Origin of the sequence: Bradyrhizobium sp. LTSP849, from assembly GCF_000938255.1 — a bacterium.
Lineage (GTDB): Bacteria > Pseudomonadota > Alphaproteobacteria > Rhizobiales > Xanthobacteraceae > Bradyrhizobium.
In genome coordinates this window covers 123,761-142,779 of record NZ_JYMR01000054.1, presented here as the reverse complement: position 1 = coordinate 142,779, position 19,019 = coordinate 123,761, and the positions used below count along the sequence as shown (strand labels likewise).

Here is a 19,019-nt window from a genome sequence, read left to right as displayed (position 1 = left end):
GACGACCACAAGCCGCTTGCGTCGCAGTTCGGCAACCACCGCCTGCTCATAGCCGCCGCTCGCCTCGATCCCAACCCGCTTGACCTTGTGGCGTTGCAGCCATTCCAGCAGCTCCGTGTAGCCTTCCGGTGTGTTCTCGACCTGGATCCGCTCGGAACTGCCATCGAGCGCCACATCGAGCTTGTGTTTGCCGGTATCGATCCCGGCACAGATCATGATACGCTTGGCCATCTTCCTCGACCCTCCCTTGTGAATGCGAACCTGAAGTTCGTTCAACCATGCGGGTCCCGATGAAGTGCCGACCGCGATCTTGCTACGAAACGCAGCCCTCAAGGCTTCGGTGGGCATCGATCCGATCGATCGGCGGCCCAGCTCGGGCGGCCACCCGGGCTGGGCCATTCCTCACGGAACGAGGCCATTCTAATCCGGCGCGCTAATACAAGGGTGGGCAAAGCGAAGCGTGCCCACCACGCGTCTACGAATGCGGCGAGATGGTGGGCACGGCGCAAGAGCGCCTTTGCCCACCCTACAAGAGGACTATCCCGCCAGCACCTTCGCGATCGCGCGCAGATCCTGCCAGGCCAGACGCTTGTAGGACGGCGAGCGCAACAGATAGGCCGGGTGGAACGTCGCCAGTGCGCGAATGGTGCGTTGGCCCGTCTCGTAGTCGAACCAGCGCCCGCGGGTGCGCATGATGCCTTCGCGGGTCGAGAGCAATGTCTGCGTCGAGGGATTGCCGAGCGTCACCAGCACGTCGGGATTCGCCAGCTCGATCTGGCGCTGGATGAAGGGCAGGCAGATCTGCGTCTCCTGCGGCGTCGGCGTGCGGTTGCCGGGCGGCCGCCACGGAATCACATTGGCGATGTAGGCGGTGGTGCGATTGAGCCCGATCGCGCCGATCATGAGGTCGAGCAGCTTGCCGCTGCGCCCGACGAAGGGAAGCCCTTCGATGTCCTCGTCGCGGCCCGGGGCTTCGCCGACGAACATGATGCGCGCCTGCGGATTGCCGTCGGCGAACACCAGCCGCGTCGCCGTGTGCTTCAGTGCGCAGCCCTCGAAGCCTTGCATCAACTCGCGCAAGGCCTCCAGCGTCGGCGCGGTGCGCGCGGCCTCGCGCGCCGACGCGATCGCAATGTCGGGCGCGGGCGCAGCCTCGCCGCGGATCACGGCGGGGGCTGCGACCGGTCGCGGTGCTTCGACCGGCGGTGCCGCACGCGGAGCCGGCGGCGGGGCGTCGACTTCCGCCAGGCGGTCTATCGGTTCCTCCGCGAGCGCGCAGTCGACACCGGCCTCCAGATAGAAGGCGAGCAGCTCTCGGACGGTGGGTGCGGGTTCGGGGGTCATTTGGAAAGTCAGGCTTTTATATCAGTTTGGGGCGCCTTGCATCCCAGCGGAACGCATTTCCGTGGTTGTCCTACCCGGAAAAATCGGAAACAAGGGAGCGCAAACGACCAAGGAACCGTCTCAAGGGCTGAGATCAGATGAGCACCGAAGAACTTCCCCCGCGCGAATCCATGGAATTCGACGTCGTCATCGTCGGCGCCGGCCCTTCGGGCCTGGCGGCTGCGATCCGGCTGAAGCAGATCAATGCCGATCTCAACGTCGTCGTGGTGGAGAAGGGCTCCGAGGTCGGTGCGCATATTCTCTCCGGCGCCGTGATCGACCCGGCCGGGCTGGACAAGCTCGTTCCGGACTGGCGCGAGGATTCCGACTGCCCGCTGAAGACGCAGGTGAAGGACGACCGCTTCTACTGGATGACGGGTGGCGGCGCGATCAAGCTGCCGAACTTCATGATGCCGCCGCTGATGGACAACCATCACTGCTATATCGGTTCGCTCGGCAATGTCTGCCGCTGGCTGGCGCGCAAGGCCGAGGCGCTCGGCGTCGAGATCTATCCGGGCTTTGCCGCGGCGGAAGTGCTCTATGACGAGCAGGGCGCGGTGAAGGGCATCGCCACCGGCGACATGGGCGTCGGCCGTGACGGCAAGCCGAAGGACTCCTTTACCCGTGGCATGGAATTGCTCGGCAAGTTCACGCTGTTCGCCGAAGGCGCCCGCGGCAGCCTGACCAAGCAGCTGATCGCGAAGTTCGCATTGGACTCCAAGAGCGAGCCTGCGAAGTTCGGCATCGGCCTGAAAGAAGTCTGGCAGATCGATCCCGCCAAACACCAGAAGGGCATGATCCAGCATTCGTTCGGCTGGCCGCTCGACCTGAAGACTGGCGGAGGATCGTTCCTCTATCATTACGACGACAATCTCGTCGCCGTCGGCTTCGTCGTGCATCTGAACTACGACGATCCGTATCTGTCGCCGTTCGACGAGTTCCAGCGCTTCAAGACCCATCCCTCGATCCGCTCTACCTTCGAAGGTGCCAAGCGGCTCGCTTATGGCGCGCGCGCCATCACCGAGGGCGGCTATCAATCGGTGCCAAAGCTCAGCTTCCCCGGCGGCGCGCTGATCGGCTGCGCGGCCGGTTTCGTCAACGTGCCGCGCATCAAGGGCGTACACAACGCGATGGGCACCGGCATGCTCGCCGCCGAGCATGTCGCGGCTGCGATCGCTGCCGAGCGCGCCAATGACGAGATCGTCGACTACGAGAACGCGTGGCGTTCCTCGCCGGTCGGCAAGGATTTGTTCCTAGTCCGCAACGTCAAGCCGTTGTGGTCGAAGTTCGGCACCGTGATCGGCGTTGCGCTTGGCGGCTTCGACATGTGGTGCAACACGCTGTTCGGCGGCTCGCTGTTCGGGACGCAGTCACATGCCAAGCCCGATCGCTCCACGCTCGATCCGGCCAAGAGCCATGCGCCGAAGAATTACCCCAAGCCGGACGGCAAGATCTCGTTCGACAAGCTGTCCTCGGTGTTCATGTCCAACACCAATCATGAGGAGGACCAGCCGGTCCATCTTCGGGTTGCCGACATGAACCTCCAGAAGATGTCCGAGCATGATGTTTTCGCCGGTCCCTCGAATCGCTATTGCCCGGCCGGCGTCTATGAGTGGGTCGAGGAGGGCGCGAGCCCGCGCTACCAGATCAACGCCCAGAACTGCGTCCACTGCAAAACCTGCGACGTGAAGGACCCCAACGGTAACATCACCTGGGTTCCGCCGGAGGGCGGCGGCGGCCCGAATTACGAGGCGATGTGAGGGCGGGCCAAGTCACGAAAGGTGATGGTGCGCACGTTCGCGTGAGGACCGGGGCGGGGCCGGGGGGCGCGGTCACGATAAGGCCATACTAGCAGCGTCTTGGGGCGCCTATGGCCGGTTTGGGGCGCGCGGAGGGGACCGCATGGTCCGAATCCTTGCGGTGAAGCGCCAAAAGCGGCATTGTCCGGCCCTGACGGTTCCGGGTCCCGATGTCGACGGCCGCGTTTGCATGCGAGACGGCCTTTTGCTCCATACCCAGGCACTACCAACCCAAGGCGAGCGCTGATGTTTTCAAATCGTTTCAACCGCTGGACTGTTGCCGCCATCGCCCTCATGGGCACAGCGATCGCGACGGTCCCCGGCGGGGTCCAGGCGCAGACGCCGGATCATCCGGCCGACACGGCGGCGCAGTTTCCGAACCGCAACGATCTGAAGGCGCTGACCACGTCCGGCAGCTATCTCGCCGCTCGCCACGCCAGCGTCGAGCGCGACGCCGCCTCCGCCGCCGCCTTCTACCGCTCCGCGCTGCGTACCGATCCCAAGAACAACGAGCTGCTCGACCGCGCCTTCATCTCCTCGGTCGCCGATGGCGACATCGATGAAGCGGTCAAGCTCGCCGAGCGCATCCTCACCATCGACAAGACCAACCGCGTCGCCCGCCTCGTCGTCGGCGTGCATGACCTGAAGCTGAAGAAATATCCGAGCGCGCAAAGCAACATCAATCAGTCGATTCGCGGACCGATCACCGATCTGGTCGCAACCCTGCTGTCGGGCTGGGCCGCCTACGGCGCCGGTGACGCCAAGGGTGCTGTCGCCAGCATCGACAAGCTGGCGGGTCCGGAATGGTATCCGCTGTTCAAGGACCTCCACGCCGGCATGATCCTCGAGCTCTCCGGCAAGGAGAAGGACGCCGGCACCCGCTTCGAGCGCGCCTACAAGCTCGACGATTCCATGCTGCGTATCACCGAGGCCTATGGCCGCTGGCTGTCGCGCAACAAGGACGCGGCCTCGGCAACCGCCGTTTATGAGGCTTTCGACAAGAAGCTCGCGCGCCATCCGCTGATCGTGGAAGGCCTGCGCGAGACCAAGGCCGGCAAGAAGATGCCGCCGCTGGTTGATTCCGCGCAAGCGGGCGCGGCCGAAGCGCTCTATGGCATCGGCGCCACGCTGACCCGTCGCGGCGGCGAGGATCTTGCGCTGGTCTATCTCCAGCTCTCGCTCTATCTCCAACCGACGCATCCGCTGGCCCTGCTCTCGCTCGCCGACCTCTATGAATCGGTGAAGCGGCCGCAGATGGCGATCAAGGTCTATGAGCGCGTGCCGGCGTCGTCGCCGTTGAAGCGCAACGCGCAGATCCAGCTTGCCGTCGATCTCGATTCCGCCGACCGCACCGACGAGGCGATCAAGATCCTCAAGGGCGTGGTGAGCGAAGATTCCAAGGATCTCGAAGCCATCATGGCGCTCGGCAATCTCGAGCGCGGCCGCAAGAAGTTCGGCGACTGCGGCGCGACCTACTCGCAGGGCATCGACGTGCTGCCGGCCGGCAGCGACAAGGCCAACAGCGTCTGGTACTATTATCGCGGCATCTGCGAGGAGCGCTCCAAGCAGTGGGGCAAGGCCGAAGCCGACATGAAGAAGGCGCTCGAGCTCCAGCCCGACCAGCCGCATGTCCTCAACTATCTCGGCTATTCCTGGATCGACCAGGGCGTGAATCTCGACGACGGCATGAAGATGATCAAGCGCGCCGTCGAGCAGCGTCCCGACGACGGCTACATCGTCGACTCCCTCGGCTGGGCCTATTACCGCATCGGCAATTACGAGGAAGCGGTGAAGAACCTCGAGCGCGCTATCGACCTGAAGCCCGAGGATCCCACCATCAACGACCATCTCGGCGATGCCTATTGGCGCGTCGGCCGCACGCTGGAAGCCAAATTCCAGTGGGCGCATGCTCGCGATCTCAAGCCCGAGCCGGACGATCTGCCGAAGATCGAGGCCAAGATCACCAACGGCATCACAGACGACAATTCGAATGCGCCCGCGGCGCAGGCCGAGAAGAAGGACGACGGCAAGGGCGGTTAAGAGTGCGTGTGGGGGCTGATCGCCAATGCCGGCGTTGATTGAAGAGGGGCGCGCGAAGGTCAATCTGAGCCTTCGCGTGGTCGGCCGTCGCGCCGACGGCTATCATGATCTCGAAAGCGTGGTCGCGTTCGCCGATTGCGCCGACCGGCTCACGCTGGAGCCGGGTGGCGAGCTGCAGCTTGCCACCACGGGGCCGCTCGCGGCGGCCTGTGGCGACACCACCGACAATCTCGTGTTCAAGGCCGCCAAGCTTTTGGCCGAGGCCGTGCCGAACCTGAAATTGGGTGCCTTCGCGCTCGACAAGGTGCTGCCGGTTGCAGCCGGCATCGGCGGTGGCTCGGCCGATGCCGCGGCCGCGCTGCGGCTGCTTGCAAGTCTCAACAACCTGTCGCTCGATGATCCCCGCCTCCGGCAGGTCGCGCTTGCGACCGGTGCCGACGTGCCGGTGTGTCTGTTCTCGCGCGCCTGCGACATGACCGGGGTCGGCGAGCAGCTGTTGCCGCTGGCGCTGCCGAGCATGCCCTGCGTCATGGTCAATCCGCGCGTGCCGGTCGCGACCAAGGACGTGTTCAAGGCGCTCGGCCTGCGCAATGGTGAGCTCTTGGTTGGCGCCACCGACGTCCTCGAAGCGACGGCCTGGCCGGAGGAGGGCGCTTCCATTGCCGATTGGGTCGAGATTCTTGAGACCGTCCCCAACGATCTCGAAGCCCCCGCAATGCGCATCGAGCCGGTGATCGGCGATGTGCTGGAGGCCTTGCGCTCTTCCGCCGGCGTCAAGCTCGCGCGGATGTCCGGCTCGGGCGCGACCTGTTTTGCGATCTTCGGCGCGTCCAATGATGCGCATGCCGCTGCCGAGAAGATCCGCAGGGATCACCCCGGCTGGTGGGTGCATGCGGGGACGTTGAGCTAGCGTTGTCTCCCAATCATTGTTGCGTAGCCCGGATGAGCGCAGCGACATCCGGGATTCTTCCTTGCGGCTTCCCGCATGTCGCTGCGCTCATGCGGGCTACGAGTCTGAGCTAGCCTCCCAGCCCGAGAAACCGCCGGATCGCACTTAACACCTCTTGCGGCTTGTCATGCTGCAGCCAGTGTCCGGCGCCGGCGATTGTCTCGACGCGCGCCTGCGGGAAATAGCGTTCCAGGCCTGCTGCCCTGGGGCCGGCGAGAAAGCTTTCGCCGGCATTGAGCAGCAGCGTCGGACAGGCGATGCGCGACCACAGTGCGACGTGATCATCCGGCCAGAGCCGGTGCGGCGCGGAGGCGCGCTGGTAGGGATCGAACTTCCAGCTATAGGTGCCATCCTCGTTTTGCCGTGTCCCATGCGTCGCAAGATGCAGAGAGAGCTCGCGGGACAGTCGCTTGTTGTAAAGCACCATCTGCGCGGCCGCGTCCTCGATGGTGCGATAGCGGCGCGGTGTCCGGCCATGCAGCTTGTCGAGCTGGCCGATCCATTTGCTGATGCGCTCATGCGCCGGGGGCTTTGGCGTATCGGGCAGCATGGTCACACCGTCGAGCACCACCAACCGTGACACCTGCTCAGGGAATGACCCTGAATAGATCAGGCTCACCATCCCGCCCATCGAATGGCCGATGAGTCTGATCTCTGGCGCCGCCATGGCGCGGACGAGCTGGGCGAGATCGTAGACATATTCCGTTAGTGCGTAGCTGCCGCCTTTGGTCCAATCGGAATCGCCGTGTCCGCGCAGGTCAGGCGCCAGCACGTGAAAATGTGGTTGCAACGATCGGGCGAGGACGTCCCAGCTCCGGCAATGATCGCGACCGCCATGGACCAGGATGAGGACCGGCGCGCCCGCGTTGCCCCAGTCGGCATAATGCAGCCGCAGGCCGTGAGACTCGTAGGTGCGACTTTGCGGCACGAGCATCGGATCGCGATCCTCTTCGGTGGGCGGTCAAGACAACGATGACATCGGAGTAGCCTGCCGCCGGCCATTCCACAAGCAATGGCGCGGTCATGCGTGCTTTGGCGCCGGGCCGGTGCGAGAGGCCGGCCGCTGCGTGGTGCGTCCGCGTCGCCGGGTCTTGCGCATCTTGGCCGCGCGACAGCGGCGCATGGCGCGCGACAACGACTTTGGTAGAAGGTGGTAACGCGACCAGGACATCATCTTCATCGAACCCTCCATCGCAACATCAATGGGTGAGCTCTCGGCGATGCTTCGTTCGAACCGCACGCGTTACATCTCGGCAAGTCATGACAAGTTGGACAGCTTGTTCATCGGCGTTAAACCTTCGTAACGCACCGAACGCGTTCGTCGTTCGCCGCCTCCAACCGATGTTAGGAGGTGAAATCATGAAACTTGTTTCCGCGTTTGTTGGCCTCGCCGCACTTGGCGGCGTCGCCTTGTCCAGCGGGGCCGCATCGGCTCAGCCGATCGACGTTCCCGGTGCGTCGGGCGTCGTTCCGTCCGGCTATATCTGCAATGAATGGGGCCATTGCTGGCACCGCCACTATTACGGCGGCGGCGGCTATTATCACCCGCATTATTGGGGTGGTTATGGCTGGCACCGTCATTGGGGCGGCGGCTATGGCTGGCATCATTGGCACCACTGGCATCAGTGGTGAAATCTGAGAAAGGGGCCTCGGCCCCTTTCTCTTTTGGAGCCCCAGAGCTGGCGGGAGCTTCGGTGCTATCACCTCACCGACAGGATTGCCTGTCGCGTTACAGCCGTCAGGTTCATGGTCAGCAAGACGCCGGGCTTCGGAAGCTCCTGAACGGCAAATACCGTGCGCGCGGGTCGATGGTCTCCCATGGCCTCGACATAGGCTGCGTTCATCGCGTCGAAGTCCGACATGCGCTGAAGAAACACGTTGATGTGAGTGATGTGACTGAGGTCGGAGTCAACCGCCTCCAACATCACTCCGAACGATTTGAAGATTTGCCGTGTCTGGGCGGCGACGTCGGAGCCGGCCAGCTGTCCTGTCGCCGGATCGACGCCCGCGGTTCCGCCGATCCATATGTGTTCGCCGACCTTGGCAATGTGGTTGTAGGGACCGATCGGCTTTGGTGTGTTCGGCGGCGTTAGCGTTTCTACCCGTGATGTCATGGCCGGCCTCATTCAAGGATCATTCTCGAATGTACATGGAAGACGGCGCAGGCGCACCAGTTAACCTGCCGTGCCTCGTTAGCCCTGCACCGGCCGTCGTGCCAAAGCGAGCGACAGGCCGAGGCCCGCAATGAAGACGCCTGAGCCTTGCATGAGGCGCTGCATCAGGCGCGGCCTTCCGATCAGCTGCGTGCGTGTCGCGGACGCCATCAGCACCACGACGACATCGGCGAGTGTGTTCAGCGTCACCGAGATCGCGCCGAGCGCGATGAATTGCAGCGTGGGGTTCGGTGCCGCCGGATCGAGGAACTGCGGAATGAAGGCGAGGAAGAATGCCGCGGTCTTCGGGTTCAGCGCCTCGACCAACACGCCGTCGCGGAACGCGCGCTTGTCGCCGACGGGCTCGCTTTCGAGCGACAGCCCACGGCCGGCGCTGCGACAGGTGCGGATGCCGAGCCAGACCAGATAGAGAGCGCCGATGAACTTCACGGCCGCGAACAGCTCGGCACTGGCAAGGATGATCGCGGAGACGCCGACGCTCCCCGCCAGCACATGAACCAGCCCGCCCAGCGCCGTGCCTGCGGTCGAGGCAAAGCCGCTCGCGCGTCCTTCTGAGAGGGTTCGCGCCGCGACGTAGAAGATGCCGGGGCCGGGTATGGCGGCAATGACGAGGGCGGCGGCCAGGAACAGCCAGAAATTCGTTTCGCTCATGCTGTTGTCGTAGCGACGCCTGGCGCGATTGCAAGTCTTCTCGTCTAGTAAGTCCTGCCGCCTAGCCGATGCGGCGGAAGATCACGCTGGCATTGACGCCGCCGAAGCCAAAACCGTTGGAGATGGCGTGCTGCATCGGCATCGGCCGCGCCGCGCCGGAGACGATGTCGATGCCTTCTGCACCGGGATCGGGATTTTCAAAATTGAGCGTCGGCGGAGCGATCTGGTCGCGCAGGGCCAGCACAGTGAAGATCGCCTCCAGGCCTCCGGCGGCGCCAAGCAGATGGCCGGTGGCCGATTTGGTCGCGCTCACCGCGATGTTGCGGTTGCGGCCGAACAGTGCGGCGATGGCGCCAAGCTCGCTCTCGTCTCCGGCCGGTGTCGACGTCGCGTGCGCATTCAGATGCTGCAAGTCACCGGGTGCGAGGCGCGCCTGCCGAAGTGCGATCTCCATCGCGCGGCGGGCGCCGTCGCCATCCGGCGGACCCGACGTCATGTGATAGGCGTCCGAGGTGGTGCCATATCCCACAACCTCGGCGATCGGCGTGGCGCCGCGTGCCAGTGCATGCTCCAGCTCCTCGATCACCAGAATGCCGGCGCCTTCGCCCATGACAAAACCGTCGCGGTCGCGATCGAACGGGCGCGAGGCGCGCGCGTCGTTGAACCCGCTCGACAGTGCGCGCGCCGCCGCGAAGCCGCCGAGACTGACGAGATCGATGCAGGCCTCACTGCCGCCGCAGATCGCAGCGTCGATTTCGCCGGCGCGGATCATGCGCGCGGCATCGCCGATTGCCTGGACGCCTGCGGCGCAGGCCGTGACCGGCGTCCCCAGCGGTCCTCTGTAGCCGTATTTGATGGAGACATGGCCGGCGGCGAGATTGGCGAGAAACGAGGGGATGGTGAATGGCGACAGCCGGCGCGGGCCGCGCTGGTCGGTGATGCGCACCGCTTCGACCATCGCCGGGAAGCCGCCGACGCCGGAGGCGATGATCGTCGCGGTCCGCTCCAGCGACGCAGCATCCTGCGGTGTCCATTTGGCCTGCGCGATCGCTTCCGCTGCGGCGAGCAGCGCAAACAGGATGAAGCGATCCATCTTGCGCTGATCTTTTGGCGCGGCGGCCTGTGCCGGATCGAAGCCGCCTTCTTTGTCGTTGGCCTTGTCGGGCACGAGACCGGCAATGCGCGCGGGCAGCGCCTGCGACCATTCGGGCAGGGCGCGCAGCCCGCTCTGGCCCGCGAGCAGCCTGCGCCACGATGGTTCGACACCACAGCCGAGCGGCGACACCGCGCCCATTCCCGTCACGACAATACGACGCATGTCAGTCTCCAGCCGGCGCAGCGGCCGGGTTCATAGCCCTAAGCAAAGCGAGCCGCCGGCGCATCAAGCGGCTGGCGCCGGGGCCTGCAATCACGACGGCATCAGCGAGCGTGATTGGTTGTCGGTCGGCAGCGTCGACCACGACCGGATCGAGCGGCCGACGATCGTCCCGGTTCGCCAGCAGAATGGCTTCGCCCTTCGGTGCGAGATGCTTGTTACCCCAGGCAAGCAGCGTCGCGATCACCGGGAAGAAGTCGCGCGCCTTATCCGTCAGCACATATTCGTAACGCGGCGGCCGCTCGTTGTAGCGGCGGCGGACGAACATGCCGGTGGTGGTGAGATGAGACAGGCGCCGCGACAGGATGTTCGGCGCGATGCCGAGATTGCGCTCGAATTCGTCAAATCGCGTGGAGCCCTGGAACGCATCCCGCAGGATCAGGATGCTCCACCATTCGCCGACCGTCTCCACGGCGCGGCCGACCGGGCATTCCAGGATGGATGGCGATTTGGGCTGCATGGCGTGAAGGTAGGGGAGTAGCTTGCAAAATGCAAGTTACCGGGGCTGTCGACTCTCGTGCCCCGGACGCGGCGCAGCGGTTCTTCAGCGATGCGCTGCAGAGCCCGGGCCCAGTTGCCGAGCACTGTGCGTGTTGGATGGGTCCCGGCTCTGTGCCGCAACGCTAAGGGGCGTCGCAGCGCGTCCGGGACACGAGAGTGGGTCGCGCCCGCAATGATGGTGTTGATGCAGCGAGCTCATACCTGTCACCGTCACCCTGAGGTGCGAGGCGAGCGACGCGATAGCGGCGCTTGTCGAGCCTCGAAGGGCGACGGCCCGGCTGCATCTCGGCCGTTCATCCTTCGAGGCTCCCCGCGCGATGCAATGCATCACGCGGCTCGCGCCTCAGGATGACGGGATTAACGGCGGTGCGGAGGCGATATGAGCCCTAATGCGACCGCGCCAGACAGAACGCCACGACCTGCTCTAGCGCGCTCTTCATCGGCGAGGACGGGAACAGCGCAAGCGCGTCGACCGCCATGGCGCCATAGTGCTGGGCGCGGCTGAGCGTGTCCTCGAGTGCGCGGTGCTTGTTCATCAGACCGAGGGCGTGGTCGAGATCGGTGTCGCCGATCTCGCCGCGCTCGAGCGCCCGGATCCAGAACGCGCGCTCGGTGTCGTTGCCGCGGCGGAAGGCCAGCACCACCGGCAGCGTGATCTTGCCCTCGCGGAAATCGTCGCCGGTGTTCTTGCCGAGTTTTGCGCTCTTGCCGCCATAGTCGAGCACGTCGTCGACGAGCTGAAAGGCGATGCCGAGATTCATGCCGACCGAGCGGCAGGCGGTCTGCTCCGCCTTCGGGCGGTTTGCGATCACGGGCCCGACCTCGCAGGCGGCCGCAAACAGCTCGGCGGTCTTGCCGCGGATCACGGCGAGATATTCGTCCTCGGTGGTCGCAGTGTTCTTGGCGGCGGCAAGCTGCATCACCTCGCCCTCGGCGATGGTGGCGGCGGCCGCGGAAAGAATGTCGAGCGCGCGCAGCGAGCCGACCTCGACCATCATGCGGAAGGCCTGGCCGAGCAGGAAGTCGCCGACCAGCACGCTCGCCTCATTGCCCCAGAGCATCCGCGCCGACAGCTTGCCGCGGCGCATCTCGCTCTCGTCGACGACGTCGTCGTGCAGGAGCGTCGCGGTGTGCATGAACTCGACGCTGGCAGCCAACTTGATATGGCCGTCGCCGGTGTAGCCGGCGAGGTTGGCCATGGCCAGCGTCAGCATCGGCCGCAGCCGCTTGCCACCGGAGGAGATCAAATGGTTGGCCACCTCCGGGATCATGGTCACGTCGGAGCCGGTCCGCGACAGGATCGTGGCGTTGACGCGCTCCATGTCCGGAGCGACAAGGGCAACCAGCTCTTCGATCGACGCGCCGGGAGTTTCGAAAGGTACGATGACGGCCAAGCCGGTCTCCAATATTTGCCCCGGAAGGGCTATTCTGATGCAAAGACAATAGAAACTGGAGGCGGATGCGGCAAGACCTGTGGAACCATTGACATTTGCCGCTCACCCCCGTCAGGCAGGAGGCTCGTTTTGCAAGAACTGGTTCGGACCAACGATATCGTGCTGGTATCAGCGATCGGCGCGCTGCTCGACGGTGCGAACATCCATCATCTGGTGCTGGACCAGAACATGAGCATCATCGAGGGCTCGCTCGGCATTTTGCCGCGCCGGATCCTGGTCCATGAGGACGACGCCCTCGAGGCCCGGCAGCTGCTGACCGAGGCCGGCCTCAGCCACGAACTGCGCGGCGATGACTGAGGCTGCGGCAGACATCACCGAGGACGCCTTTCTCGGCGGGCAGCTGCTATTGAAGCAGAAGCGGTCCGGCCATCGCGCCGGTCACGACGCCATTCTGCTTGCGGCGGCCACAGAGGCCAGGGGAGGCGACCGTGTCGTCGATCTCGGCGCCGGCATCGGCACGGCCGGGCTGGCGCTCGGCCGGCGCGTGACGGGGATCAAGCTGAGCCTGGTCGAGATCGATCCGGAGTTGGCCGCGCTCGCGCGCGCCAACGCGGCGGCGAATGCGATTTCGGCGGAAGCGATTGTGCTCGACGTCACAGACGATGCGCAGGCGTTTGCGGCACATGGGCTTGTGTCTGATGGTGTCGACATCGTGATGATGAACCCGCCCTTCAACGATCCCGCTCGGCATCGCGGCTCGCCGGATCAGGCGCGTCACACCGCGCATGTCGCAACCGAGGAGACCCTGCATGCCTGGGTGCATGCAGCGCGGCGCATCCTCCGATCGAACGGTGTGCTGACGCTGATCTGGCGTGCGGATGGGATAGCAGAGGTTTTGGCAGCGCTGTCACGCGGCTTCGGCAGCCTGTCGATCCTGCCGGTTCATGGCGAGGCGGGTCGGCCTGCGATCCGCGTTCTGGTGCGTGCAGTCAAAGGCGGTCGAGCTCCGACGCGATTACTGCCGGGCCTTGTGCTCAACGACGAGTCACGCGTGCCTAAAAAAGAGGTGAGGAATATTCTGGAGGGGAGGGCGGTCTTGCAGCTGGCGGAGCCGTGACGGCTTACTGCGGAAGCGATTCCGACTGCTGTTCTTGCGGGGACGTGAAGCGAATTGCCGCGAAAAGGGCACCGATCAGCATCAACAGCAGATAGATCTTCATGGCATTTCCTCCGCTGGCTTATTGCAGCTTCCCAACGGGGAATTTGCAAAACACGTTCCAGCCAACTTCAATGACAGTCGCGTGATAAGAATTGGTTAATCAGAGGTAACGGCATGGCCGAACAATTGAACGATCGCGCAGGTTCCGGCCTGGCCGACAAGCTGATGCAATATCTGCCGGCGCGCTTCCGCCCCGGCACAGCGGTGGTGCCCGTGGTGCGCCTGTCCGGTGTAATCGGCGCGGTGACGCCACTGCGCCCGGGCATGTCGCTTGCGGGCGTCGCGCGGGTGCTGGAGCGGGCGTTTTCGGTCCGCAATGCCAAGGCCGTGGCACTCGTCATCAACTCGCCCGGCGGCTCGCCGGTGCAGTCGCGCCAGATATACTTGCGCATCAAGCAGCTCGCGGCGGAGAAGAAGCTGCCGGTGTTGGTGTTCGTCGAGGATGTCGCGGCCTCCGGCGGCTACATGATCGCCTGCGCCGGCGACGAGATTTTTTGCGACCCGTCCTCGATCCTCGGCTCGATCGGCGTGGTCGGCGGCAGTTTTGGTTTCCAGGAGGCGATCAAGCGGCTTGGCATCGAGCGGCGCCTCTACACGGCCGGCGCGCACAAGGCGATGCTCGATCCGTTCCTGCCCGAAAACCCTGATGACGTGGCGAAGCTGAAGGCGCTCCAGCGCGAGATCCACCAGATATTCATCGCGCTGGTGAAGGAGAGCCGCGGCGCGCGGCTGAAGGGGCCCGACGACACACTGTTCACCGGTGAGTACTGGGCCGGCGAGAGCTCGATCGCGCTGGGCTTGGCCGATGGCATCGGCGATCTCCGCTCAACTCTTCGTGCCCGCTATGGCGAGAAGGTTCTCACCCCTGTGATCGCCCAGCCGACCGGGCTCTTGTCCGGCATTCTGGGACGGAAATCGCCCGGTGCGGGCCAGCTTTCGGCCATGGAATCAATGGCCGGGCTACCGGACGAGCTGATCTCGGCGGTCGAGACGCGGGCGATTTGGGCAAAATTCGGGTTCTAGGCGCAGCCCTGCCGCGCCATTTGGCCCCAAGGAGACTTGAAGCCGAGCCAATTGCGGCGCGGCCCGGTCTGCGCAAGAATGCGGGTGGGGGCTGAGCATTGTGAACAAGGAACGACCGATGCCCATCGTCGCATTCGCGGGCGTCCTGGGCGGGCTTGCCGTGGTCCGCTGGGCCTACAAGACCGCTGTCCGGATCAACCAGGAGCTGGAGGAGATGCGCCTCTCGCGCGTCGCCGAGGCCGCCCATATGGGGGACATCCAGACGCTGAAGCGTGACCCCGTGACCGGAGCTTACCGGCCCGGTTAGCGGCTCCACAAACCGCTGTCGTAGGGTGGGCAAAGCGAAGCGTGCCCACCGCCGGCCTCGCAGTTTCGGAAAGATGGTGGGCACGGCGCAAGTGCGCCTTTGCCCACCCTACGGCAGTCGGTAAGCCCGAATCCGCCCCCTTTGCCTTGATTCCCACCCCCGCCGTCGATACGGTCCCGCGCGATTCAAAACCCCCCGCGAGAGCCCGATCTGACGATGGACGCCTCATTGCCCGCCCATATGCGCCCGGAACGCTCGTTCCAGGGCTTTATCCTCGCGCTCCAGCGGTTCTGGGCCGAGCAGGGCTGCGTGATCCTGCAGCCCTACGACATGGAGATGGGCGCGGGCACCTTCCATCCGGCGACCACGCTGCGCGCGCTCGGGCCAAAGCCCTGGAACGCGGCCTATGTGCAGCCCTCGCGTCGGCCCAAGGACGGCCGCTACGGCGAGAACCCGAACCGGATGCAGCACTACTACCAGTTCCAGGTGATCATGAAGCCGTCGCCGCCGAACCTTCAGGAGCTGTACCTGAAGTCGCTCGCCGCGATCGGCATCGATTCCGCCATGCACGACATCCGCTTCGTTGAGGACGATTGGGAGAGCCCGACGCTGGGCGCCTGGGGCCTGGGGTGGGAATGCTGGTGCGATGGCATGGAGGTGTCGCAGTTCACGTACTTCCAGCAGGTCGCCGGCGTCGAATGCGCGCCGGTCGCGGGCGAGCTCACTTATGGGCTCGAGCGTCTCGCGATGTATGTGCAGGGCGTTGACCGCGTCTACGATCTTAGTTTCAACGGCCGCGACGGTGACGCTAAGGTCACCTATGGCGACGTCTTCCTTCAGGCCGAGCAGGAATATTCGCGGCACAATTTTGAATATGCCGACACCACGATGCTGTTCGAGCAGTTCAAGATGGCGGAAGCGGCCTGCAAGAAATATCTCGACGCAGGCTGGAAGGATGGCAAGCGCGAGGCTCATCTGCTGGCGCTGCCGGCGTACGACCAGTGCATCAAGGCAAGCCACGTCTTCAACCTGCTCGATGCGCGCGGCGTGATCTCGGTGACGGAGCGGCAGAGCTACATTTTACGCGTGCGTGAACTGGCCAAAGCCTGCGGCGAAGCCTGGGTGCACACCGAAGCCGGTGGAGCAGCCTGATGCCCGAATTGTTGCTCGAACTGTTCTCGGAAGAAATCCCCGCGCGCATGCAGGCCAAGGCGGCCGACGATCTGCGCCGCATGGTCACCGACAAGCTCGTCGCTGAAGGTCTCGTCTATGAGGGCGCGAAAGCGTTCGCGACGCCGCGCCGCCTTGCGCTCACCGTGCACGGCATTCCCGCACGCCAGCCTGACCTGAAGACCGAACGCCGGGGCCCTAAAATCGGCGCGGCCGATGCGGCGGTGCAGGGTTTTCTGAAAGCGACAGGTTTGCAGTCGCTGGATGAGGCCAAGATCCAGCGCGATCCGAAGGGTGATTTCTACATCGCGCTGATCGAGAAGCCCGGCCGTGACGCGATCGAGGTGCTTGCGGAAATCCTCCCCGTGATCATCCGCACTTTCCCCTGGCCGAAATCGATGCGCTGGGGCGCGCGCTCCGGAAAACCCGGCTCGCTCAACTGGGTGCGCCCGCTACACGCGATCACTGCGACCTTCGGCATCGAGACCGAAGAGCCCGACGTCGTGAAATTTGCGATCGACGGCATCGAGACCGGGCAGATCACCTACGGCCATCGTTTCATGGCGCCGGCTCCGATCAATGTGCGTCGCTTCGAGGACTACGAAGCCAAGTTGAAGGCCGCAAAAGTCATTCTCGATCCGCAGGCGCGCAAGGACATCATCCTCGCCGACGCCAAGGAGCTGGCATTCGCGCAAGGCCTTGAGCTGGTCGAGGATCAGGTACTGTTGGACGAGGTTTCCGGTCTCGTCGAATGGCCGGTCGTCATGATGGGATCGTTCGAACAGGAATATCTCGCGATCCCGGACGAGGTGATCCGCGCCACCATCCGCAACAACCAGAAGTGCTTTGTGGTCAAGGATCCCAAGACGGGCAAGCTGACCAACAAATTCGTCCTCACCGCCAATATCGAGGCGCCCGACGGCGGCAAGACCATCGTCGCCGGCAACGAGCGCGTGATCCGTCCGCGGCTGAGCGACGCGAAGTTCTTCTATGAGACGGACCGGAAGACCAAGCTCGAAGATCGTCTGCCGAAGTTCGATCAGATCGTGTTTCATGAGAAGCTCGGCACGCAGGCGGAGCGCATCAAACGCATCGAGCGCCTCGCTTCCGAGATCGCGCCGCTGGTTGGCGCCGATGTCGCCAAGGCAAAGCGCGCTGCGCATCTCGCCAAAGCGGACTTGCTGACCGAAGTCGTCGGCGAATTCCCCGAGGTGCAGGGTTTGATGGGCAAGTACTACGCGCTGGCCCAGGGCGAGGACGCTTCCGTCGCTGCGGCCTGCGAGGAACACTACAAGCCGCAGGGGCCTGCCGATCGTGTGCCGACCGATCCGGTTAGCCTCGCGGTGGCGCTCGCAGATAAGATCGACACGCTCGTTGGTTTCTGGGTTATTGACGAGAAGCCGACGGGATCGAAGGACCCTTATGCGCTACGACGCGCTGCTCTAGGCGTGATCCGCATTGCGATCGAGCGTCACATTGATTTGTATCCTCGTGGACTTCTCGAAAAACATATTAAAGCGTTTCGCCCGGATATTTCTGATACCGAGAGATCTGAGGTTGGTGACTCTTTCCGACACTTCTTCGAGGATCGCCTCAAAGTTCAGCTTCGTGAACAGGGTGTGCGGCACGACCTCGTCGACTCTGTTCTCTATCTCGGTGGGAAAGAGGTCGGCCTATTATCAACCGTCCGTCGCGTCGAGGCGCTGGGCAAATTCCTCGAAACCGACGACGGCAAGAACCTGCTCGCCGGCATCAAGCGCGCGAGCAACATCCTTGGTATCGAGGAGAAGAAGGACAAGCGTACGTTCGACGGCGCGCCTGATGCTGCGCTCTATGGCCTCAGCGAGGAGAAGGCGCTGGCGAAGGCGATCGGCGAAGTGACGACGGAAGCCAGCGCTGCGGTCGCCAAGGAAGACTTTGCCGCTGCCATGAGCGCGATGGCAAAGCTGCGGCCGCCCGTCGATGCGTTCTTCGAAAAAGTTCGCGTCAACGACGACGATGCGAAGGTGCGCGAGAATCGCCTGAAGCTGCTGAACGAGATCCGCAGCGCCACGCGTGCGGTCGCGGACTTCTCGAAGATCCAGGACTGATCGCTCCGCAAAAGAAAAATGCCCCGCCCGGCGGGGGGCGACCGGGCGGGGCTGATGTCCGACTACGCGATGCGCGTCAGCCTGATGTGACGCGCCGGACATCAAGTTGTGCAGAGCGTTTTCAAGCGAAGTGGGTGCCGGTTCGCGTGAAGAAAACGCGTCCAAACAAGAAGCTAGTCGACCACCTCGACGATGCGCCGCGAGCGCGGCTCGACCAGCACGGTCTCGCCGTTCACGACGGTGTAGCGATAGGTCGTGGCGCCGAAACGTTGCGGCACGTCATAATAGGTGACGCCGGCCTCGGGTAAGGTGGCGCCGACCACCACGCGATCCGGAATGCTGAAGGCTGGTACACGCTGCTCGACGACATAGTCACGGAAGGCGGGCCGCTGTTCGACCGCAATGGTCGGGCCGCTGTCGACGACGACGGGCGCGCGGCCCACCGTGATCCCGGTTTGCGCCTGCGCCGCAATCGGCGTGCCGAGCGCGATGCCAAGCGCTGCGAGGGCGAGAATCCTGTTCCGCATGGGCAACTCCTTCGAAGTGATTTCAGCCGGCGCCAGTGGCGCGACCGGTTGCCAATGCTGCGCCGCGCGCGATGTTCCGAAAAACCCCTGCCGCATACGCGGCATTTTCGGGCAGTTTTCGCGAAGCGGGGAACTCGTGCGGCTCCAGTGCGTCTCTACCCGCGGAACCGGGTCCGCTATGATCCGCCCGCGATTCGCCTCACGTCACAGGAAGACTCTTCATGCATCTCACCGTCGCCCACATTTCGCCGATCCTGTCGCTGATTGCGGGTGTGCTCATCCTGATCATGCCGCGCCTCCTCAACCTGATCGTCGCGATCTTTCTCATCATAAATGGTGCGATCGGGCTCGGGTTGTTGAGGTGGCTCCATCTCTAGGCCTTCATTTTCCGGAACTCTTCGACTTGCGCGGGCCTGC

20 protein-coding genes are annotated in these 19,019 nt (G+C 64.2%); 11 read left to right on the top strand and 9 right to left on the bottom strand.

What is annotated here, in order from left to right; all coding sequences use genetic code 11:
- The coding region (locus UB31_RS41885; protein WP_045011530.1) for an IS110 family transposase at nt 1-231 on the bottom strand (231 nt) is incomplete at its 3' end.
- Between the two features lie 306 nt (nt 232-537).
- On the bottom strand, nt 538-1,344 hold the full coding sequence (locus UB31_RS36020; RefSeq protein WP_045005187.1) for a uracil-DNA glycosylase: 807 nt from the start codon (nt 1,342-1,344) through the stop codon (nt 538-540).
- A gap of 137 nt (nt 1,345-1,481) precedes the next feature.
- Between UB31_RS36020 and UB31_RS36015 the strand changes: the two genes are divergently transcribed.
- The 3 genes from UB31_RS36015 (at nt 1,482) to UB31_RS36005 (ending at nt 6,132) form a co-directional block, all read left to right on the top strand.
- Entirely contained in the window at nt 1,482-3,143 is a 1,662-nt protein-coding gene (locus UB31_RS36015) for an electron transfer flavoprotein-ubiquinone oxidoreductase (protein WP_045014285.1), read from the top strand.
- A 285-nt stretch (nt 3,144-3,428) separates the two neighbouring features.
- Nucleotides 3,429-5,222 carry a tetratricopeptide repeat protein gene (locus tag UB31_RS36010; RefSeq protein WP_045014284.1) on the top strand — a complete coding sequence of 598 codons (1,794 nt, stop codon included), beginning with the start codon at nt 3,429-3,431 and terminating at the stop codon, nt 5,220-5,222.
- A gap of 25 nt (nt 5,223-5,247) precedes the next feature.
- Nucleotides 5,248-6,132, top strand: coding sequence for a 4-(cytidine 5'-diphospho)-2-C-methyl-D-erythritol kinase (locus UB31_RS36005; protein ID WP_045014283.1), 885 nt, complete (start codon nt 5,248-5,250; stop codon nt 6,130-6,132).
- 109 nt (nt 6,133-6,241) lie between these two features.
- On the opposite strand, the gene UB31_RS36000 is transcribed toward UB31_RS36005, so the two are convergent.
- Complete coding sequence (locus UB31_RS36000; RefSeq protein ID WP_045014282.1) at nt 6,242-7,105, bottom strand: alpha/beta fold hydrolase; 864 nt, start codon at nt 7,103-7,105, stop codon at nt 6,242-6,244.
- A gap of 425 nt (nt 7,106-7,530) precedes the next feature.
- On the opposite strand from UB31_RS36000, the gene UB31_RS35995 reads away from it, so the two are divergent.
- Nucleotides 7,531-7,803: a hypothetical protein gene (locus UB31_RS35995; protein ID WP_045014281.1), complete on the top strand. Its 273-nt coding sequence runs from the start codon at nt 7,531-7,533 to the stop codon at nt 7,801-7,803.
- A 68-nt stretch (nt 7,804-7,871) separates the two neighbouring features.
- Here UB31_RS35995 and UB31_RS35990 read toward each other — a convergent pair whose 3' ends face one another.
- The 5 genes from UB31_RS35990 to UB31_RS35970 form a co-directional block, all read right to left on the bottom strand.
- Nucleotides 7,872-8,297, bottom strand: a complete 426-nt coding sequence (locus UB31_RS35990) for a RidA family protein (RefSeq protein WP_245306123.1) — start codon at nt 8,295-8,297, stop codon at nt 7,872-7,874.
- A 66-nt stretch (nt 8,298-8,363) separates the two neighbouring features.
- Entirely contained in the window at nt 8,364-8,996 is a 633-nt protein-coding gene (locus UB31_RS35985) for a LysE family translocator (RefSeq protein WP_045014279.1), read from the bottom strand.
- 61 nt (nt 8,997-9,057) lie between these two features.
- Nucleotides 9,058-10,314 (bottom strand): beta-ketoacyl-ACP synthase II, encoded by a 1,257-nt coding sequence (gene fabF, locus UB31_RS35980; protein ID WP_045014278.1) that lies wholly within the window; start codon nt 10,312-10,314, stop codon nt 9,058-9,060.
- A gap of 1 nt (nt 10,315) precedes the next feature.
- Nucleotides 10,316-10,831, bottom strand: coding sequence for a winged helix-turn-helix transcriptional regulator (locus UB31_RS35975; RefSeq protein WP_045014277.1), 516 nt, complete (start codon nt 10,829-10,831; stop codon nt 10,316-10,318).
- A 427-nt stretch (nt 10,832-11,258) separates the two neighbouring features.
- Entirely contained in the window at nt 11,259-12,266 is a 1,008-nt protein-coding gene (locus UB31_RS35970; RefSeq protein WP_045005305.1) for a polyprenyl synthetase family protein, read from the bottom strand.
- 129 nt (nt 12,267-12,395) lie between these two features.
- On the opposite strand from UB31_RS35970, the gene UB31_RS35965 reads away from it, so the two are divergent.
- The 6 genes from UB31_RS35965 to glyS all read left to right on the top strand — a co-directional run bounded on the left by UB31_RS35965 (nt 12,396) and on the right by glyS (nt 18,075).
- Nucleotides 12,396-12,623 (top strand): putative signal transducing protein, encoded by a 228-nt coding sequence (locus tag UB31_RS35965; RefSeq protein ID WP_045005176.1) that lies wholly within the window; start codon nt 12,396-12,398, stop codon nt 12,621-12,623.
- On the top strand, nt 12,616-13,383 hold the full coding sequence (locus tag UB31_RS35960; RefSeq protein ID WP_045014276.1) for a tRNA1(Val) (adenine(37)-N6)-methyltransferase: 768 nt from the start codon (nt 12,616-12,618) through the stop codon (nt 13,381-13,383). Before UB31_RS35965 ends, UB31_RS35960 begins: the two co-directional genes overlap by 8 nt.
- 216 nt (nt 13,384-13,599) lie before the next feature.
- Nucleotides 13,600-14,508 (top strand): S49 family peptidase, encoded by a 909-nt coding sequence (locus UB31_RS35955; RefSeq protein WP_045014275.1) that lies wholly within the window; start codon nt 13,600-13,602, stop codon nt 14,506-14,508.
- A 118-nt stretch (nt 14,509-14,626) separates the two neighbouring features.
- Nucleotides 14,627-14,815 (top strand): hypothetical protein, encoded by a 189-nt coding sequence (locus tag UB31_RS35950; protein WP_045005170.1) that lies wholly within the window; start codon nt 14,627-14,629, stop codon nt 14,813-14,815.
- 216 nt (nt 14,816-15,031) lie between these two features.
- The gene (locus tag UB31_RS35945) at nt 15,032-15,967 is read left to right on the top strand and encodes a glycine--tRNA ligase subunit alpha (RefSeq protein WP_045014274.1); all 936 of its coding nucleotides are present in this window, start codon (nt 15,032-15,034) and stop codon (nt 15,965-15,967) included.
- The gene (glyS, locus tag UB31_RS35940) at nt 15,967-18,075 is read left to right on the top strand and encodes a glycine--tRNA ligase subunit beta (protein ID WP_045014273.1); all 2,109 of its coding nucleotides are present in this window, start codon (nt 15,967-15,969) and stop codon (nt 18,073-18,075) included. Before UB31_RS35945 ends, glyS begins: the two co-directional genes overlap by 1 nt.
- A gap of 173 nt (nt 18,076-18,248) precedes the next feature.
- Here glyS and UB31_RS35935 read toward each other — a convergent pair whose 3' ends face one another.
- Entirely contained in the window at nt 18,249-18,602 is a 354-nt protein-coding gene (locus tag UB31_RS35935) for a DUF1236 domain-containing protein (RefSeq protein WP_045005303.1), read from the bottom strand.
- A 221-nt stretch (nt 18,603-18,823) separates the two neighbouring features.
- Between UB31_RS35935 and UB31_RS40965 the strand changes: the two genes are divergently transcribed.
- The gene (locus tag UB31_RS40965; protein WP_082078741.1) at nt 18,824-18,979 is read left to right on the top strand and encodes a DUF3096 domain-containing protein; all 156 of its coding nucleotides are present in this window, start codon (nt 18,824-18,826) and stop codon (nt 18,977-18,979) included.
- The last annotated feature ends 40 nt before the right edge of the window (nt 18,980-19,019 follow it).

Coding starts and splice junctions, on each gene's coding strand:
- UB31_RS35975 (WP_045014277.1), bottom strand. CDS start 10,831: ATGCAGCCCAAATCGCCATCCATCCTGGAATGCCCGGTCGGCCGCGCC.
- UB31_RS40965 (WP_082078741.1), top strand. CDS start 18,824: ATGCATCTCACCGTCGCCCACATTTCGCCGATCCTGTCGCTGATTGCG.
- UB31_RS35935 (WP_045005303.1), bottom strand. CDS start 18,602: ATGCGGAACAGGATTCTCGCCCTCGCAGCGCTTGGCATCGCGCTCGGC.
- UB31_RS35995 (WP_045014281.1), top strand. CDS start 7,531: ATGAAACTTGTTTCCGCGTTTGTTGGCCTCGCCGCACTTGGCGGCGTC.
- glyS (WP_045014273.1), top strand. CDS start 15,967: ATGCCCGAATTGTTGCTCGAACTGTTCTCGGAAGAAATCCCCGCGCGC.
- UB31_RS35950 (WP_045005170.1), top strand. CDS start 14,627: ATGCCCATCGTCGCATTCGCGGGCGTCCTGGGCGGGCTTGCCGTGGTC.
- UB31_RS35990 (WP_245306123.1), bottom strand. CDS start 8,297: ATGAGGCCGGCCATGACATCACGGGTAGAAACGCTAACGCCGCCGAAC.
- UB31_RS35955 (WP_045014275.1), top strand. CDS start 13,600: ATGGCCGAACAATTGAACGATCGCGCAGGTTCCGGCCTGGCCGACAAG.
- UB31_RS36020 (WP_045005187.1), bottom strand. CDS start 1,344: ATGACCCCCGAACCCGCACCCACCGTCCGAGAGCTGCTCGCCTTCTAT.
- fabF (WP_045014278.1), bottom strand. CDS start 10,314: ATGCGTCGTATTGTCGTGACGGGAATGGGCGCGGTGTCGCCGCTCGGC.
- UB31_RS36000 (WP_045014282.1), bottom strand. CDS start 7,105: ATGCTCGTGCCGCAAAGTCGCACCTACGAGTCTCACGGCCTGCGGCTG.
- UB31_RS35960 (WP_045014276.1), top strand. CDS start 12,616: ATGACTGAGGCTGCGGCAGACATCACCGAGGACGCCTTTCTCGGCGGG.
- UB31_RS36015 (WP_045014285.1), top strand. CDS start 1,482: ATGAGCACCGAAGAACTTCCCCCGCGCGAATCCATGGAATTCGACGTC.
- UB31_RS35985 (WP_045014279.1), bottom strand. CDS start 8,996: ATGAGCGAAACGAATTTCTGGCTGTTCCTGGCCGCCGCCCTCGTCATT.
- UB31_RS36005 (WP_045014283.1), top strand. CDS start 5,248: ATGCCGGCGTTGATTGAAGAGGGGCGCGCGAAGGTCAATCTGAGCCTT.
- UB31_RS36010 (WP_045014284.1), top strand. CDS start 3,429: ATGTTTTCAAATCGTTTCAACCGCTGGACTGTTGCCGCCATCGCCCTC.
- UB31_RS35945 (WP_045014274.1), top strand. CDS start 15,032: ATGGACGCCTCATTGCCCGCCCATATGCGCCCGGAACGCTCGTTCCAG.